A 16427-nucleotide genomic window follows, 5' to 3' on the forward strand; every position below is an offset into this window, starting at 1 on the left:
CGCGCGGGTGTCCGGGGGAGCACGCTGGACATCGCTGCTCACAGTGGTTCTGCTGATTCTCTGCGGTTGTCGTGCACAGCCCGCCGCGCCGGCCACCGATGTGCGTGCAGCGATTCAGGCACTGCTGACGCGCTACTCCGCGAGCTTGCGCAGTGGTGATATCGCGGCACTGGATGCCGTCTTCATTCCCGGCGGACCCCAGCAGGCGCAGCGGCGGCTGCAGAAGAACCTATCGGGGCTGAAGACAGACACATTCGAGTATCGGCTGGCCGCCGACGTCCCGGCCGATCCTGTTGCACCGCAACAGCAATGGACATTGGATGTGGCGCTGTTCTATGCGGTCAGCGGAGTGGACAAGGTTGCGGTCCGGCGCCCTGCCACCGTCGGAGTGCTGCACGACAACGACGCCTGGCGGTTGGTCGACGCCGGCGCGGTCGCGGTGCCGTGGCAGTTCGCGCCCGCAGTGGAGACGCGCAGCAGGATGGGGGACCGGGAGGTGGTGGTGCTCGGGCATCCCGGTTCGGCGGTGGCGCCACGTCTTGCCGGCGAGATCGCCGGAGCATTGACGGCGCTGTCGGAATTCTGGGGACCGCAGTGGCAGGCGGGAGTGCTACTGGTCGCGGCAGATACAGACGCCGAATTCGCTGCTCTTGTCGGGGGCGAAGATACCGATGGAATAGCCGCCGCCGCCGTCGCCGACCGTGTCGAGAGCGGAGTCGCGGTGGGGCAACGGGTGATTTTTGCACCGGGCTCGGCAGGACTGCCACCGGATCAGTTCCGTGTGGTGCTGCGTCATGAGCTCTTCCATGCCGCCGCCCGTACGGTCACCGGCGATCACGCACCTCTCTGGTTGGTGGAGGGGGTGGCCGATTACAACGGGCGCCGCGGCAGCGGTACCCCCTTTCGGAACGCGGCACCCACACTGGCCAGTGCTCTTGCCGCGGGACGGATTCCGGACCATCTACCCACTGACGACGACCTCGGGAGTCCGGGAACGAAACGCACACAGGCGTACGAGGAGGCTTGGTCGGTGGCCCAGTACGTGGCCGAAACCTTCGGCGAACCGAAGCTGGTACAGCTGTACCGGTATGGGGCCGGCATCTCGCCGAGTGCGGCGGGTGTGGCCATCCAGCAGGCATTGGGCATCGACGAGGCGACACTGGTAAGGCAGTGGCAGAGCTGGCTCGGCTCCCGTCCACTACGGTAGGCGTCGTGACATTTCAGCCTGGCGGCCCGAGGCAACGGATCCTGTTGGTCACCAACGATTTTCCGCCCAGGCCCGGGGGTATTCAGTCCTACCTGCAAGAGCTGGTGACCCACCTGGCCGGATCGCATGAGGTGACCGTCTATGCGCCGCGGTGGAAAGGATGCGAGCGATACGACGCCGCGGCCGACTATCAGGTGGTGCGGCACCCGACCTCGTTGATGCTTCCGAGCCCTGGTGTCCGCCAGCGCATGGTGGATCTCATCAGATCGCAGCACTCCGACGTGGTGTGGTTCGGCGCGGCCGCGCCATTGGCACTGTTGTCGTCGGCCGCCAAGGCGGCGGGAGCCGCCGTAACAGCCGCCAGCACGCACGGGCACGAGGTCGGCTGGTCGATGCTCCCGGTGGCACGGTCTGCCCTGCGGCAGATCGGCGAGAGCACCGATGTCATCACCTATGTCAGCCGCTACACACGCAGACGCTTCGCCGCGGCCTTCGGTCCGCGTGCGGCACTGGAACATCTGCCATCCGGTGTTGACACCGGCCGGTTTCGCCCCGACCCCGCGGCACGCGAGGAGCTGCGCCACCGCTACGGGCTCGGCGAGCGGCCGACCATCGTGTGCGTCTCCCGGCTCGTTCCACGTAAGGGGCAAGACATGCTCATCGAGGCACTGCCGGCGATCCGGGAGCGCGTCGACGGCGCGGCGCTGGTGATCGTGGGCGGCGGTCCGTCCGCGGAACCGTTGCGGGCGTTGGCCAGTCGAGTCGGTGTTGATGAGCATGTGGTGTTCACCGGCGGAGTGCCATGGGAGGAGCTACCTGCGCATCACGCGATGGGCGATGTCTTCGCGATGCCCTGCCGTACCCGCGGAGCGGGGCTCGACGTGGAGGGCTTGGGGATAGTGTTCCTGGAGGCGTCGGCGTGCGGTGTCCCGGTGGTCGCCGGAAACTCGGGGGGCGCACCGGAAACCGTGCGTGACGGCGAGACGGGGTTTGTCGTCGATGGCAGATCGGTACCCGCGATCACGGACGCCATCGTCCAGATCCTGTCCGATCCCGTGCGGGCCGCGGCTATGGGGGAGGCGGGGCGCACCTGGGTGACCGACAACTGGCGCTGGGATCACCAGGCCGCCCGGTTCGCCGAGTTGGTCAGCGGCTCCGCATAAGGTCCAGGGATGGGCGATCTACTCGGGTGACCCCGAGTAGATCGCGTCGATGTCTGCCGCGAACTTCTCGGCCACCACATTGCGCTTCACCTTGAGCGTCGGCGTCATCTCGCCAGTGGCTTCGGTGAAGTCAACCGGCAAGATCCGGAACTTCTTGATGGCTTCGGCATGGGAGACAACCTGATTGGCTGCCTTGACGGCGGTTTCGATCTCCGCGAGTAGATCGGGATCCTGGACCAGGTCGGCGACGGTGGCCTCGGCGGGCTTGCCATTGCGCTGCTTCCAGCCGTCGATGGCTTCGGGGTCAATGGTGATGAGCGCACCGATGAACGGCTGCTTGTCGCCGACGGCCATCGCCTGACTGATCAACGGATGGGCGCGCAGCTGATCCTCCAGCACCGCGGGTGCGACGTTCTTACCGCCGGCGGTGACGATGATTTCCTTCTTGCGGCCGGTGATCGTGACGAACCCGTCCTCATCGATCGCGCCCAGGTCGCCGGTGTGGAACCAGCCGTCCACGATCGACTCGCTGGTGGCGGTCGGGTTGTTCCAGTACCCGCTGAACACGACGCCGCCGGACACCAGAAGTTCGCCGTCGTCGCCGAGCTTCACGGCGTTACCGGGCAACGGCCTACCGACACTGCCGATCTTGAGCCCACCGATCACGTTCACCGCGCAGGCTGCTGTCGTTTCGGTGAGCCCGTAGCCCTCGTAGATGGTCAGGCCGACGCCGCGGTAGAAGTGACCGAGTCGGGCACCCAGCGGCGCTCCACCGGAGATCGATGCCACGCATTCTCCGCCGAGTGCCGCGCGCAGCTTGCCGTATACGAGCTTGTCGAAGGCGGCGCGCTTGGCGCGCAACACGATGCCCGGTCCGCCGTTGTCCAGCGCCTGGCTGTACTCGACGGCGGTGTCGGCGGCGGCGTCGAAAATCTTTCCCTTGCCGTCGTTTTGGGCGTTCTGGCGAGCGGTGTTGTACACCTTTTCGAAGATGCGGGGGACGGAGACGATGAAGGTGGGCTTGAAGATCCCGAACGTTGGTACCAGCGTCTTGATGTCACTGGTGAATCCGACGCTGACCTTGGACTGGAAGCACGCCATCGCGATACCGCGCGCCAGTACGTGTGCCAGCGGCAGGAAGATCAGCGTCCGGCTGCCCTTCTGCAAGTAATCAGGGAAAACGGCACGCGCACCGCGGGTTTCGTACACCAGGTTGGAGTGGGTGAGCTGGCAGCCCTTGGGCCGGCCGGTGGTTCCCGAGGTGTAGATGAGAGTCGCGGGATCGCTGGCCTTGATGGCGCGGAGTCGGCCGCTGAGCTCGGCGGGGTCAACACTGGATCCAGCCTCGGCGAGCTCATCGAGAGCTGCGGGGGCGCTCGAACTGGCGATGTGAAACACGGTGTGCAGGTTGGGGAGTTCGGGTGCTAGTTCTTCGGCGATCTTGGCGTGGGCATCGGTCTCCACGAACAGCGCCACCGCCGCGGAATCCTGCAGCACCCACCGGACCTGATCGGCCGAGGACGTCTCGTAGATGGGAACCGTGATGGCGCCGATCGACAGCACTGCGTAGTCGATGATCGTCCACTCGTATCGTGTCGCCGAGATCAGTGCCACGCGATCCCCGGGCGCCACGCCCTTGGCGATCAGACCGTTGGCCACCGCACGGATCTGCGCGGCGGCCTCCGCGTAGGTGACGGGCGTCCACGTGTCGTCGATGAGACGGGAGAATGCCGCCTGGTTGGGGTCTTCACGCTCGTAGTCGTAGACGGCATGAACAACCGATGCGTTGTCCTCGACAGTGAATGGGGCAGGAACGCTGAACTCTCGCACCTGCTCAGACTAGTCGTGGCCTCAGGATCGTCGAAGACGTTGCCGCATTTCCTTCGGCGGCGAGGCTTAAGCTAGTGCGCGATGAACAGCATTCAGGTCGCCGACCAGACCTTTATCGCCGCGGATCCCGCGGACATCGGCCGCGCCATCTCGAACCCTGCCGATTGGCGTCGTTGGTGGCCTGACCTGCAGCTCAATGTTGTCGAGGAGCGCGGAGAAAAGGGCATCCGCTGGACGGTTGCCGGGCCGCTCACCGGAACAATGGAGGTGTGGCTGGAGCCCGCGCTGGACGGGGCGATCCTGCACTACTTCCTGCACGCAGAGCCGACCGGAGCCAGCGCCGCACAGGTGGCCAAGCTGAATCTGGCCCAGCTCAATCACGCGCGTCGGGTCACCGGCAAGCGGTTCGCCTTCGGGGTCAAGCAGCGGCTCGAGGCAGGCCGGACAATCGGCGAATCGTGGGTGCCGCAGGCCTGATCAGGCGGCAGCGAGCACGACCAGCGGTATGGGGCGGGACGTCGCCCGCTGGTAGGCGCTGTAATGGCCAGAGTTGTTGGTGTCGGCTAACTTCCACAACCGCTCGTAATCCGTGTCGCCGGGCAGGAGTGCCGTCGCCCGGACGCGGCGCCGTTGCCGGCCCAATTGCACCTGTACCTCCGGGTGGGCCTTCAGGTTGTGGTACCAGGCAGGATTGCGCCGCGCGCCACCGTTAGAGGCCACGATGACGAGATTGTCGCCGTCTTTGGCATAGGTCAGCGAGTTGACGCGCTGTGCCCCGGTCTTGGCGCCGATGGAGGTCAGCAGCAGGTTGGGGGCCATTCCCGGAACGTGATGACCCAGATAGCCTTTCGATGCGATGTAGATGCTCTGGTGCACGCCGAGCACCTTCGCCACCAGACGGCTCATGGGCGTCTCTCCTTCGCGCAGCTGCGGCGAATTGCCAGGATGGGAGTATCCGAGCGCCAGGGAGAAGGGTACCGTCTGTCAGGTGGCTGAGAAGACTACCCAAACGATTGCCATCGATGCCGAACCCGGCAAAGTGATGGCGGTGATCGCCGATATCGGCGCCTACCCGGAATGGGTGTCGGAGTACAAGGAAACCGAGGTGCTCGACACCGACGCCGAGGGCAGGGTCAAACGTGCCCGGTTGGTGCTGGACGCCGGTGTCCTCAAGGACACCCAGGTCCTGGAGTACGTGTGGTCTCCGGATGGCCGCAAGGTCACCTGGACCTTGGCGGAGAGTTCCCTCCTACGTTCGCTGGAAGGGACATACCTTTTGGCGCCCAAGGGGTCTGGTACCGAGGTGACGTATGAGCTCGCGGTCGACCTTCAAATTCCGATGATCGGAATGCTCAAGCGCAAGGCCGAACGCAAGATCACCGACTCCGCACTCAAGGATTTGAAGAAGCGAGTCGAATCTGACCGCTAGCGACGTCGGGGAGGATCTCGTGTCCCACCCCGCAGACGTCGCCCCCGATGTCCACGCGCCGTTGACAGCCACCATCGGCCTTTTCGTCGGCAAGGGGGGTGTGGGTAAGTCGACGCTGGCCGGTGCCACCGCGGTGCGCTACGCGCGCGCCGGGCAGCGGGTCCTCGCGGTGTCGACCGACCAAGCGCATTCCCTCGGCGACGTCTTCGGTGTCCGGGTGGATCCCACCCCGGGGGCTCATTGCGTCCGGGTGATCGAGGACCCGTATGGGGGACAACTCGACGTGATGGCCCTGGATACCCTGGGGCTGCTGGAGCAGCGCTGGGGTGACATCGCCGCGACGATCGCCGAGCAGTATCCCGAATCGGACATCGGATCGCTTGCCCCCGAAGAGCTTTCCGCACTGCCGGGTGTGCAGGAAATGCTTGGACTGCATGAGGTTCAACAACTCGCCGACACCGGCGAATGGGATGTCGTCGTCGTCGACTGTGCCTCGACAGCAGACGCGTTGCGCATGCTGACTCTGCCCGGAACCTTCGCGATGTATCTGGAACGGGCTTGGCCGCGGCATCGCCGACTCGGCGGTATCGGCACGCCTCGCGCCCAGATACTGGCCGAACTACTAGAACGCGTTGCGGCGTCGGCGGATCGGCTTGCGGGCTTGCTTTCGGACGCCGAACGGGTGGGGGCTCATCTGGTGCTGACTCCCGAACGGGTAGTGGTGGCCGAGGCCATTCGTACCGTGGGGGCGCTGGCGCTGATGGGTGTGCGCATCGATCAAGTGATCGTCAATCAGGTTCTCATTCAAGATGATTCGTACGAGTACCACAATCTGCCCGCGCATCCGGCATTCGACTGGTACATGCAGCGCATCGCCGATCAGGCCGCGGTGCTCGATGAGATGGGGGAGGCGATCGGGGACGTGGAGATGCTGTTGGTGCCGCATCTGCCGCGCGAGCCCATCGGGCCGGAGGCCCTGGGTGAGCTGGCCGAGTCGGTCCGGCGGCGCGATGGGGCCAAGCCTCCGGCGCCGCTGGCCACCATTGTCGAGCGCGAATCCGGGTCCGGAGCGGACACCGTATATCTGTTACGGCTAGAGTTACCGCAGATCGATCCGGCCACGTTGAGCCTCGGCCGGGTGGGAGATGACCTGGTCATCGGTGCAAATGGGATGCGCCGGCGGGTCCGGCTGGCCTCCGTGCTGCGGCGCTGTGTGGTTGTCGATGCCCGGCTTGTCGGTGGCGAGCTGACCATACGGTTTAGAGCGGATCCGGAGGTGTGGCCTACGTGACGGGTACCCATCCGGAACTCGCCCCCGAACTGCGGGCGTTGGCCGCGTCGATCCTCGACAAGCTCGACCCGGCGCTGCGGCAGGCCGCTCGCGCTCCTGCCGACGGTGCGGCTCCCGGAAAGTGCAACCAGCTGTTCTGCCCGGTCTGTGCGTTGGCAGCCCTGGTGGAAGGTGAGCATCACCCCCTGTTGGCAACGATCGCCGAACACAGCCTCGCGCTGGTGATGGTGGTGCGGGCGATGTTGGAGGCCGAGGGCTCGGGGGGCCCTGACGATCCCGATGACGGCCCCGAGGGTGGTTATCGCAGTCCGTTCCCGGCCCCGCCGCCGAGCTCGCAATCGACTGGGTACCAACCCATCCCGGTCGACATCGACGAGTGACGAGCACCCGTGCCTGTTCTGGGACATGGCGTCCCATATTTCCGGGACCTTTGACACTCCACGGAGATTCGCCGTCGCCGAGGGTAAGCTCGGCGCCAGCCCCGTGCTGCTCATGGGGATCGGGAGAGGATGCGCGCGATGTTCTATTGGCTGCTGAAGTACATCTTCATGGGGCCGATCTTGCAGCTGATGGGCCGGCCCAAGGTAGAAGGTCTGGAGAACATTCCATCGTCCGGGCCGGCGATCCTGGCCGGAAACCATCTCGCCGTGGTCGACAGTTTCTTCCTTCCGTTGGTCTCCACGCGCCGGGTGACCTTCCTGGCCAAGAGCGAGTACTTCACCGAACCCGGATTTAAGGGCTGGCTCAAGAAGGTCTTCTTCGGCGGATCAGGACAGGTCCCGATCGATAGAACTAGCGCCGACGCCGCCGAGAACGCGCTGAGCACCGCCAAGCGGCTACTCGGCGAGGGCAAGCTGCTGGGCATCTACCCCGAAGGCACCCGCTCCCCGGACGGCCGTCTCTACAAGGGCAAGACGGGCCTGGCGCGCATGGCGCTGGCCACCGGGGTGCCCGTCATCCCGATCGCGATGGTCGGCACCAATGTGATGAACCCGCCGGGCACGGCGCGCTGGCACTTTTCCAAGGTCACCGTGAAAATCGGCAAGCCGCTGGATTTCTCCCGCTTCGACGGGATGGCCGGAAACCGCTTCATCGAGCGAGCGGTCATCGACGAGGTGATGTACGAGCTGATGCAGCTGTCCGGTCAGGAGTACGTCGACATTTACGCGGCGTCGCTCAAGGACAAGCCCGCGGAACCCCCGCAGCAACCCGACCGCATCCCGGAGAGCGCCGCCGGTTAATCGGGGTTCCGTGCATCGTCCCTGCATCTGAGGTAACACCTCGCCGTGGGGCGTGGGTCAGCTATCCGCGCCGATACCGTTACTCTTGAGGCCACCCGCGGGAGAACTGAGAGATGCGAGGGCCGTGCCGAATTCAATAAACGAAACCGCCATCGCGGACGGCGGCTCCGTTCGTCGAGTTGCCAGATGGATCACGTGGGGTGGCCCGCTCGTCCTCGCTGTCGCCCTGCTGCTGCACGCGGTCGTCTTCATTCACTGGCCGACATACGCACTGCAGATCGACGTGTTGGTGTATCGATTCGGTGGCACACGAGTACTGGACGGACTGGACCTCTACTCGATCGGGCGCAACGGCGAGATCGACGATCTGCTGTTCACCTACACCCCGTTCGCGGCGCTGGTGTTCACCCCGCTGGCCTTCATCACCGATTTCACCGCGCAGATCCTGTCGCTCGTGGTTTTCCCGGCGCTGCTCGTCTACTCGGTGTGGCGCATGCTGGCCTGGCTGAATGTCTCCGCCAAGGCCGGGCTATGGGGGCTGCTGGCCCTGCTGGTCGGTCTGGTTTCGTGGCTGGAGCCGGTCCGGCTCTCCATCCAGCTTGGCCAGATCAATCTGTTGATCCTGGCGGTGGTCGTGACGGACCTCCTGGCGCCCAAACGGTGGAAGCTGGCCGGGATCGGTATCGGCATCGTGGCCGGCATCAAGCTGACCCCGATGATCTTCATCGTCTTCTTGTTCCTGGTGGGGCGGATTCGCGCGGCCGTCGTCGCGGCCATCACGCTGATCGCCACCATCGGTCTGGGCTTCATCTTCCTGCCGTCCGCCTCGCACTACTACTGGGTGGACCGTGCCTTCGAGAAGATCAGTCGCATCACCCGCGATCCCACTGCGAGCACCAGCATCAGCGGGCTTTTTCTCAGATTGAACCTGTCGGCCGGAACGGCCACTGCACTGTCGGTGCTGGTGATCGTGGCGAGCCTGGTGGTCGCGGTCCTGGCCTACCGGCGCGATCAGCTGCTGCTGGCGATCTCGATCGTGGGCATGGCATCGGCTGCGGCCTCGCCGTTCAGCTGGAGCCATCACTGGGTGTGGTTCGTGCCATTGGTCGTTCATCTGGGCTACCGCGGCTACGTGCTGGGTAAACGGGCGTCCGCGATCACGATGTGGGCATTCTGTGCGGTGTTCGCGGCGTGGTTCACCAGCCTGAGCGGCAAGACGCCGGACTCCGGCGCGTTGACGTTACGACCCGGCGGCGTCCTGAACGATCTGATCCCCAGTCTGTATGTGTTCGTTCATCTCGGGGTGCTCATGGCCAGCTGGATTTGGCTGCGGCGTGATCCGACGGACGTGAACGATGTTGTGCGCGAAGATGAGCCGACACACGCCGATGAGCTGACGCCGGCTTCTCCGGCGCACAACTAGGCGGCCCGCGTGCGTTACTTCTACGACACCGAGTTCATCGACGATGGCCGCACCATCGAACTCATCTCCATCGGGATGGTGTGCGAAGACGGCCGTGAGTACTACGCCGTCTCCACCGCCTTCGACCCGCAGCAGGCGGGTCCGTGGGTGCGCCAGAACGTCCTGCCCAAACTGCCCGCGCTGTCGTCGCCGCTGTGGCGCTCACGCGGGCAGATTCGCGACGAGCTGGCCGAGTTCCTCGGACTGAACGGTGGCGGGCCGGCCGACCCGATCGAGCTGTGGGCCTGGGTGGGTGCCTATGACCACGTGGCGCTGTGTCAGCTGTGGGGGGCCATGACGGAGCTGCCGCAGCCGGTTCCCCGGTTCACCCTCGAACTCAAGCAGCTGTGGTACGAGCTGGGCCGCCCGGCGGTGCCGAAACGGCCCGCCGACTCACACGATGCCCTGGTTGATGCCCGCTACAACCTGGCCCGCTACCGCGCGATGGTTCCGCCGGGCTGATCACCGCGAATCCCGGGTGAAAATCCGCTGGTAAGGGGCGGTTAAGATGGGTACGTGAACTGGACAGTCGACGTCCCCATCGACCAATTGCCGGAGCTGCCGCCGCTCCCGGCCGATCTGCGTCAGCGCCTGGATGCCGCGCTCGCCAAACCTGCTGCTCAGCAGCCGAGCTGGCCCGCGAATCAGGCCGCCGCCATGCGGACCGTGCTGGAAAGCGTGCCCCCGATCACCGTCCCCGCGGAGATCCAGCGTTTGCAGGGCCAGCTGGCCCAGGTAGCACGTGGTGAGGCATTCCTGCTGCAGGGCGGAGACTGCGCCGAGACCTTCGCCGACAACACCGAGCCGCATATCCGGGCCAACATCCGCGCACTGCTGCAGATGGCGGTGGTGCTGACGTACGGATCGAGCATGCCGGTGGTGAAGCTGGCCCGTATCGCCGGCCAATACGCCAAGCCGCGCAGCTCCGACACCGACGCACTGGGGCTGCGGTCCTACCGCGGCGACATGGTGAACGGATTCGCCCCCGATGCGGCACTGCGTGAGCACGACCCGTCGCGTCTGGTGCGCGCCTACGCGAACGCCAGCGCCGCGATGAACCTGGTGCGCGCGGTAACCGGCTCGGGGATGGCCTCGCTGGCACTGGTGCACGACTGGAACCGCGAATTCGTCCGTACCTCACCTGCCGGTGCCCGGTATGAGGCACTGGCCTCCGAGATCGATCGCGGGCTGAAGTTCATGAGTGCCTGCGGTGTGGCGGATTCGAACCTGGACACCGCCGAGATCTACGCCAGCCACGAGGCGCTGGTGCTCGACTACGAGCGCGCCATGCTGCGTTTGTCAGAGGACGAGAACGGCGAGCCGGCACTGTACGACCTGTCGGCGCATTACCTGTGGATCGGAGATCGCACGCGGCAGCTCGATCACGCGCATGTGGCCTTCGCGGAGATCATCGCAAACCCGATCGGGATGAAGATCGGCCCGACCACCACGCCCGATCAGGCCGTCGAATACGTGGAACGTCTTGACCCGCACAACAAGCCGGGCCGCCTGACGTTCGTCTCGCGGATGGGCAACTCGAAGGTGCGCGATCTGCTTCCGCCGATCATCGAGAAGGTGCAGGCGACCGGACATCAGGTCGTTTGGCAGTGTGACCCGATGCACGGCAACACCCACGAGTCGCCCAGCGGTTACAAGACGCGGCACTTCGATCGGATCGTCGATGAGGTGCAGGGATACTTCGAGGTGCACAACGCGCTCGGCACGCACCCCGGTGGTATTCACGTCGAGATCACCGGTGAGAACGTCACCGAATGTCTCGGTGGGGCACAGGACATTTCGGATGACGATCTGGCCGGTCGTTACGAAACGGCGTGCGATCCGCGTCTGAACACCCAGCAGTCGCTGGAGCTGGCGTTCCTCGTCGCGGAGATGCTCAGGGACTAAAGCAGGTTGGTGATGTTGGCGCCCAGCGACCAACATCCCGCCGCCACCGAGGTGGTGATGATGAGGACGATCACCAGCCACATGAAGATCGCGCGGCGGCTCTGCTGACGCTCGTACCGGTACTCCGAGTCGTCGATATCGGCGAAGAACGCTGATTCGTCAGGGTCACTGTCGAATTCGGGATCGTATTGGGGATCGTAGGCGGGCACCGGGTCCATCATCCGCGTGGGATTGGGCACCTTGGGACGTGCCGAGACGCTGGGCCGTGGTGAGACACCCAGGGCCGCGGCGGCCGAGGCGGTGTCGGCGGCATCCGTTTTGCCGGGGGCGCTGAGATTGCCTGTGGTGCGTCCGCCGGTCTCGATCAGTCGGCTGCGGTAAAGCTGTTCGGCGACATGCTGTTTAGAATCCCGGGGTGCGGGGACGCGGAAGGTGGGCAGTTGCAGATCCGCGGCGATGGCGTCCAGCTCGGCGCCCATCTGAGCGGCGTCGGCGTAGCGCGCGTCCGGGTCGCGGGAGGTGGCGCGCAGCACCAGTTCGTCGAACTCTTCCGGAATGCCGTCGATGGCCTCACTGGGTGCCTGTACATCGCGATCGATGCGTTGATAGGCCAGGGCCAGCGGCGTATCCCCGGTGAACGGTGTTGAACCGGTGAGCAATTCGTACATCAGGATGCCCGCCGAATAGACATCGCTGCGTGGGCCGGCCGAGCCGGTGCGCACCTGCTCGGGAGACAGGTACGCGGCCGTGCCCAAGATCACGCTGGTCGAGGTGATTCCGGCCTCGGCGACGGCACGCACCAGCCCGAAATCGGCGAGCTTGACCTCGCCGTCGTCAGAAATCAGCACGTTCTCGGGTTTGACGTCGCGGTGCACCAGTCCCGATCGGTGTGCGACCGCCAAGCCGCCGAGCAGCGGATTGAACACCGCCGCCACGGCATGGGGCGGCATGGGGCCACGTTCGCGCAACAACTCGCGCAGGGTGCCGCCGTCGATCAGCTCCATCACCAGGAAGGGGTGCTTACCGTCCATGCCCTGATCGAACACGGCCACCAGCCCTGGGTGGCGCAATCGTGCGACGGCCCGGGCTTCGAGCCGGAACCGTGCCAGAAACCCCGTGTCGGAGGCGTAGCGGCTGTCCATCACCTTCACGGCGACCGGACGGTCCAACCGGGTATCCAGCCCCCGGTACACGGTCGACATGCCGCCTGTCGCAATCGGCGCCTCAATGCGGTACCGACTATCGAGCACCGTCCCGATCATCGGATCGTGGCGGTGGGTCGGGGTCTTGGGCGATGTCATCGCATCGATGGTATCCAGTGATGCGGGAGTGCCCTGGCGTCAACGCCGCTTGTCGAGCATTTCGCGGACGGAGTTGAGCGTCGGCCCGGCGCCCGAGAACAGCATGGTCCGCCATTGACGGTGCAGGGCAATGGCCGGGTCGAACCGGCTGTACGTGACGCGCAGCCGGGTGCCGCCGGGCTCCGGGAGCAGGTTCCAGCGGGAGGTCACTTCGATTCCCGGGGCGGTCAACACCTGTTCGATGTGCTCGTGAGGCACCACGCTGGTGTAGGTGGTCCGCAGCACGCCATCGAAGCCGACGGCGGGCTGCGGATGGGTGATCAGGACGCGTGTCTCGCCGACCTCGACGGGTGCGTCGTTGACCTCTTTCACCTGTGAAGCGGTGAGCTCTAGGGAAACGAGAACATCCCAGACCTTCTCGACGGGGTAGGGGTAGTACTCGCTGTGGGTGACCGATGTCGGATCGCCGGAACTCGTCACGGTCCGAAGGTTACGCGCGTCACCACACCCGGAGGACGCTTTTGGGCGACGGTGGCGTGCGAGGCGACTAGCGTCATTCGTTATGAGCGCCATTCCATACGTTGCCGACACTCTCGACGCCGACGAGCCGCTGTTCTCCCTCAAAGAGGTGGCCACGCGCCTGCGGGTACCGGTTTCCAAGGTTCAGCAGTACTTGCGCGACGGTGAACTCATCGCAGTGCGACGCGATGGCGAAATCAAGGTTCCCGTCATCTTTTTCAGCCCCGAAGGCCCTGTGGTGAAGCATCTGTTCGGGCTGCTCTCGGTGCTGCGGGACGGGGGATATCACGAGCCCGAAATCATGCGTTGGCTGTTCACCGGTGACGAGTCGCTCACTGTGACCCGTGACGGCACCACCGAACGAATCGAGGCGGCCCGCCCGGTCGATGCGCTGCATGGTCACCAGGCCCGCGAGGTGCTGCGGCGGGCGCAGGCGATGGCCTACTAGTACTCGCGGGGATCGCGAGCTTCCGGCGCGGTGTTGATCATCCGCCAGGCGATGGCAGCGCAGGTTGCCGCGATCAGTACATGTATCCACACGTACATGCCGTGGGAGCCATCGGGTTTGAAGATCACCATGATCCAGGTAGAGAACCCGGCGATGGCTGCGATCGCGATGCGTGATTGCAGCAGCGGCGCTGCGATGGCCAGCGGCCAGGTGTAGTACCAGGGGAGTGCCGCCGGTGCCATGAGCACCACGATCACCATGGCCCACAGGATCCCGAACATTGCGTCGCGATCGTTGTGTCGGTGCCGCCACCACACCACGGGCAGGCTGACCGCGATCACCATGACCCCGATGATGCGGGTGATCTCCAGAAGAGCATCGAAATTTACGGTCACGAAAAGACCGGCGACGACGTTGATGATGTTGGCGACGGCGGTCGGCACTGTCAGCCAGTTGATGATCTTCACCGAACCGGCCAGGGCGGTCAGCCATCCCAGGCCGACGCCGGCGATCCAGGACAACAGCGCGAACACCGCGACAACGACGGACACCGAGGCTGCCGATGCCATCGCGAACGCGGTCACCGGGTGGCGCTGTGGGGAGTCCGCATCGGCGTTCTCGACCAGACGACGCATCCAGATCCACACCAGGAAAGGCAACGCAAGACCCGCGGTGGCCTTGACAGCCACCGCTAACGCGACCACCGATATGCCCCAAACATGGTGGCGCTCAAGGACGAGGGCAATGCCTGCCATCATCAGGCCGACCATCAGCATCTCGTTGTGTACACCGCCCATCAGATGGATGATCACCAGCGGGTTGAGCACACAGATCCACAATGCCTTGCTGGCGTTGGCCGAAAGGCAGCGGGCGACTCGAGGGGTGGCCCACACCAGCAGCGCCAATCCGGGCAGCATGAACAGGCGCAGCAGCATGGTTCCGGCCACCACATCATCACCGACGATCTGAGTGACAAATCGTGCGATGAGGATGAACAGTGGTCCATACGGCGCGGTGGTGGTGGACCAGATCGGACTGACGTTCTCTAGCAACGCGTTCGGGTTTTCGACCGGGCCCACCAGATAGGGATCGAATCCGTCGCGTAGCAACGCGCCCTGCGCCAGATAGGAGTAGGCATCCCGACTGAACACCGGAACCGAGGCGAGCAGTGGCAGCAGCCAGCACGGAATGACGACCAGGAGGGACTCTTTGGTCACCTTGCCCGCGATCACGTGGCGGCCCAGCCCGAGCCACGCCAGCAGCATGAGGACCACTCCGAGCCACATGCAGATCGAGGACACCACCAACCCGTGGCCGAAACGCAACCAGGACAGCCCAACCGATTCCAGCAGCGGGTCGTGCTGCCGGGTGCTACCCGCACCCAGTCCGCCGATGGCGATGAGGATGGCGCCACCGAATCCGGTGACTGCCGCGCGGCCGGCGGGGGACCTCAGGAAGGCTGCTGTCCACCCGGCACCCGGATCGAGTACCGCAGGTGCCGGTTCAGGGTTCGGTTCCAGGGGAGGCTGCACCGCCTTTGATGATGTGCTCACGTGATCATGCGCTCCGGTTGGACACCAATCGGACGAGATCGGACAGCGCGACACGGGCATCATCGGCGATATCGGCGCTGGACAGCTGCTCCAGCGCGCGGTGCGTGTGTTCCTCGATACGAGACTCCACTGCCGCGAGTGCACCCAAGTCGACGATGAGTGAACACATTTCGGCGACCTGATGATCGGTGAGTGGCGTGCCGATCCAGGAGTGAAGCATGTCCTCGGCGGCGTTGTCGTTGAGGCGTGCCAGACGCAGGGCTTCGGCCAGCAGCACGGTGCGCTTTCCGGAACGCAGGTCGTCCCCGGCGGGTTTCCCGGTCACCTTGGGATCCCCGAATACCCCGAGCACATCGTCGCGCAGCTGGAACGCGACACCGATATCCAGTCCGACGTCACCGAGAAGTCGCGAGGTCTCCGGGTTCTCGGCCGCGATCGCGACACCCAGCTGCAGGGGCCGCTGCACCGTATAACCGGCGGTCTTGAAGCGGATGACGCGCATGGCGGTCTCGACGGATTCGTCGCCCGAGGATTCGGACAGGATGTCCAGATATTGGCCGCCGAGCACCTCGCTGCGCAGGATCGACCACACACCTCGGGCCCTCGCATGGGCTTGAGGGGACAGCTGTGCGCCGACCACCATGTCATCAGCCCAGGTGAGTGCCAGATCGCCGAGCAGGATCGCCGCAGATATGCCGAACTGTTCGGGGGAGCCGGACCAGCCGTTCTCACGGTGCAGGGCGGCGAATTCGATATGGATGGTGGGTTCGCCGCGCCGGGTGGCGGAGCTGTCGATGACGTCGTCGTGGATGAGCGCGCAGGTGTGCAGCAGTTCCAGTGCGGCACACACCCGCAGCACCTCGGGGTTCCACGGGTCGGGGTCGTCGGTGACCGCTCGCCAGCCCCAGTAGGCGAACGCCGGTCGCAGCCGCTTGCCGCCACGCAGCACAAACCGGTCGAGGGCTGTGATCGCATGCTCATAGTTCGGGCCGATATGCGCGGTGTGCTCACGGCATTCGGCCAGGAACTGGCTCAGTTGGTCGCTTACCGCGTCGGTCAGGTGCCGGGCGTTGGCAGC

General features: G+C 65.2%; 17 protein-coding genes. 11 read left to right on the forward strand and 6 right to left on the reverse strand.

Going from position 1 to position 16427, the window contains the following annotated elements:
• Positions 1-52 precede the first annotated feature (52 nt).
• Together AOT87_RS14205 and AOT87_RS14210 are read left to right on the forward strand one after the other, a co-directional pair.
• Complete coding sequence (locus tag AOT87_RS14205; RefSeq protein WP_057969198.1) at positions 53-1207, forward strand: hypothetical protein; 1155 nt, start codon at positions 53-55, stop codon at positions 1205-1207.
• A 5-nt stretch (positions 1208-1212) separates the two neighbouring features.
• On the forward strand, positions 1213-2370 hold the full coding sequence (locus AOT87_RS14210) for a glycosyltransferase family 4 protein (RefSeq protein WP_057969197.1): 1158 nt from the start codon (positions 1213-1215) through the stop codon (positions 2368-2370).
• A gap of 18 nt (positions 2371-2388) precedes the next feature.
• On the opposite strand, the gene AOT87_RS14215 is transcribed toward AOT87_RS14210, so the two are convergent.
• Positions 2389-4200 (reverse strand): long-chain fatty acid--CoA ligase, encoded by a 1812-nt coding sequence (locus AOT87_RS14215; protein ID WP_057964660.1) that lies wholly within the window; start codon positions 4198-4200, stop codon positions 2389-2391.
• An 81-nt stretch (positions 4201-4281) separates the two neighbouring features.
• On the opposite strand from AOT87_RS14215, the gene AOT87_RS14220 reads away from it, so the two are divergent.
• Positions 4282-4677 carry a hypothetical protein gene (locus AOT87_RS14220; RefSeq protein WP_030095473.1) on the forward strand — a complete coding sequence of 132 codons (396 nt, stop codon included), beginning with the start codon at positions 4282-4284 and terminating at the stop codon, positions 4675-4677.
• On the opposite strand, the gene AOT87_RS14225 is transcribed toward AOT87_RS14220, so the two are convergent.
• Positions 4678-5106 (reverse strand): nitroreductase family deazaflavin-dependent oxidoreductase, encoded by a 429-nt coding sequence (locus AOT87_RS14225; protein WP_030095474.1) that lies wholly within the window; start codon positions 5104-5106, stop codon positions 4678-4680.
• A gap of 82 nt (positions 5107-5188) precedes the next feature.
• Between AOT87_RS14225 and AOT87_RS14230 the strand changes: the two genes are divergently transcribed.
• The 7 genes from AOT87_RS14230 to AOT87_RS14260 all read left to right on the forward strand — a co-directional run bounded on the left by AOT87_RS14230 (position 5189) and on the right by AOT87_RS14260 (position 11528).
• Complete coding sequence (locus AOT87_RS14230) at positions 5189-5629, forward strand: SRPBCC family protein (RefSeq protein WP_030095475.1); 441 nt, start codon at positions 5189-5191, stop codon at positions 5627-5629.
• A gap of 19 nt (positions 5630-5648) precedes the next feature.
• Positions 5649-6920, forward strand: coding sequence for an ArsA family ATPase (locus tag AOT87_RS14235; protein ID WP_075907650.1), 1272 nt, complete (start codon positions 5649-5651; stop codon positions 6918-6920).
• Positions 6917-7300, forward strand: a complete 384-nt coding sequence (locus AOT87_RS14240; RefSeq protein WP_030095477.1) for a hypothetical protein — start codon at positions 6917-6919, stop codon at positions 7298-7300. Before AOT87_RS14235 ends, AOT87_RS14240 begins: the two co-directional genes overlap by 4 nt.
• Before the next feature lie 138 nt (positions 7301-7438).
• Positions 7439-8161 (forward strand): lysophospholipid acyltransferase family protein, encoded by a 723-nt coding sequence (locus tag AOT87_RS14245; protein ID WP_030095478.1) that lies wholly within the window; start codon positions 7439-7441, stop codon positions 8159-8161.
• A 124-nt stretch (positions 8162-8285) separates the two neighbouring features.
• Entirely contained in the window at positions 8286-9584 is a 1299-nt protein-coding gene (locus AOT87_RS14250) for a glycosyltransferase 87 family protein (protein ID WP_057969147.1), read from the forward strand.
• Between the two features lie 9 nt (positions 9585-9593).
• The gene (locus AOT87_RS14255; protein ID WP_046253403.1) at positions 9594-10085 is read left to right on the forward strand and encodes a polyadenylate-specific 3'-exoribonuclease AS; all 492 of its coding nucleotides are present in this window, start codon (positions 9594-9596) and stop codon (positions 10083-10085) included.
• Positions 10086-10139: 54 nt separating this feature from the next.
• The gene (locus AOT87_RS14260) at positions 10140-11528 is read left to right on the forward strand and encodes a 3-deoxy-7-phosphoheptulonate synthase class II (protein ID WP_030095481.1); all 1389 of its coding nucleotides are present in this window, start codon (positions 10140-10142) and stop codon (positions 11526-11528) included.
• On the opposite strand, the gene AOT87_RS14265 is transcribed toward AOT87_RS14260, so the two are convergent.
• The gene (locus tag AOT87_RS14265) at positions 11525-12829 is read right to left on the reverse strand and encodes a protein kinase (RefSeq protein ID WP_070918071.1); all 1305 of its coding nucleotides are present in this window, start codon (positions 12827-12829) and stop codon (positions 11525-11527) included. The genes AOT87_RS14260 and AOT87_RS14265 overlap by 4 nt on opposite strands.
• A 39-nt stretch (positions 12830-12868) precedes the next feature.
• Complete coding sequence (locus AOT87_RS14270) at positions 12869-13309, reverse strand: SRPBCC domain-containing protein (RefSeq protein WP_030095483.1); 441 nt, start codon at positions 13307-13309, stop codon at positions 12869-12871.
• 82 nt (positions 13310-13391) lie between these two features.
• Here AOT87_RS14270 and AOT87_RS14275 point away from each other — a divergent pair, with 82 nt between their 5' ends.
• Positions 13392-13796: an Rv2175c family DNA-binding protein gene (locus AOT87_RS14275; RefSeq protein WP_030095484.1), complete on the forward strand. Its 405-nt coding sequence runs from the start codon at positions 13392-13394 to the stop codon at positions 13794-13796.
• Here the strand turns inward: AOT87_RS14275 and AOT87_RS14280 are convergent.
• Positions 13793-15316, reverse strand: coding sequence for an alpha-(1->6)-mannopyranosyltransferase A (locus tag AOT87_RS14280; protein ID WP_057964752.1), 1524 nt, complete (start codon positions 15314-15316; stop codon positions 13793-13795). The two genes, AOT87_RS14275 and AOT87_RS14280, sit on opposite strands and share 4 nt — an antisense overlap.
• Positions 15317-15353: 37 nt before the next feature.
• A complete protein-coding gene (locus tag AOT87_RS14285) occupies positions 15354-16409 on the reverse strand; it encodes a polyprenyl synthetase family protein (protein WP_165589963.1) in 1056 nt (351 codons plus the stop codon).
• Between the last annotated feature and the right edge of the window lie 18 nt (positions 16410-16427).

It is taken from the genome of Mycobacteroides sp. H003 (assembly GCF_001440135.1).
GTDB lineage: Bacteria > Actinomycetota > Actinomycetes > Mycobacteriales > Mycobacteriaceae > Mycobacterium > Mycobacterium gwanakae.

Coding starts and splice junctions, on each gene's coding strand:
- AOT87_RS14220 (WP_030095473.1), top strand. CDS start 4,282: ATGAACAGCATTCAGGTCGCCGACCAGACCTTTATCGCCGCGGATCCC.
- AOT87_RS14225 (WP_030095474.1), bottom strand. CDS start 5,106: ATGAGCCGTCTGGTGGCGAAGGTGCTCGGCGTGCACCAGAGCATCTAC.
- AOT87_RS14245 (WP_030095478.1), top strand. CDS start 7,439: ATGTTCTATTGGCTGCTGAAGTACATCTTCATGGGGCCGATCTTGCAG.
- AOT87_RS14265 (WP_070918071.1), bottom strand. CDS start 12,829: ATGACATCGCCCAAGACCCCGACCCACCGCCACGATCCGATGATCGGG.
- AOT87_RS14275 (WP_030095484.1), top strand. CDS start 13,392: ATGAGCGCCATTCCATACGTTGCCGACACTCTCGACGCCGACGAGCCG.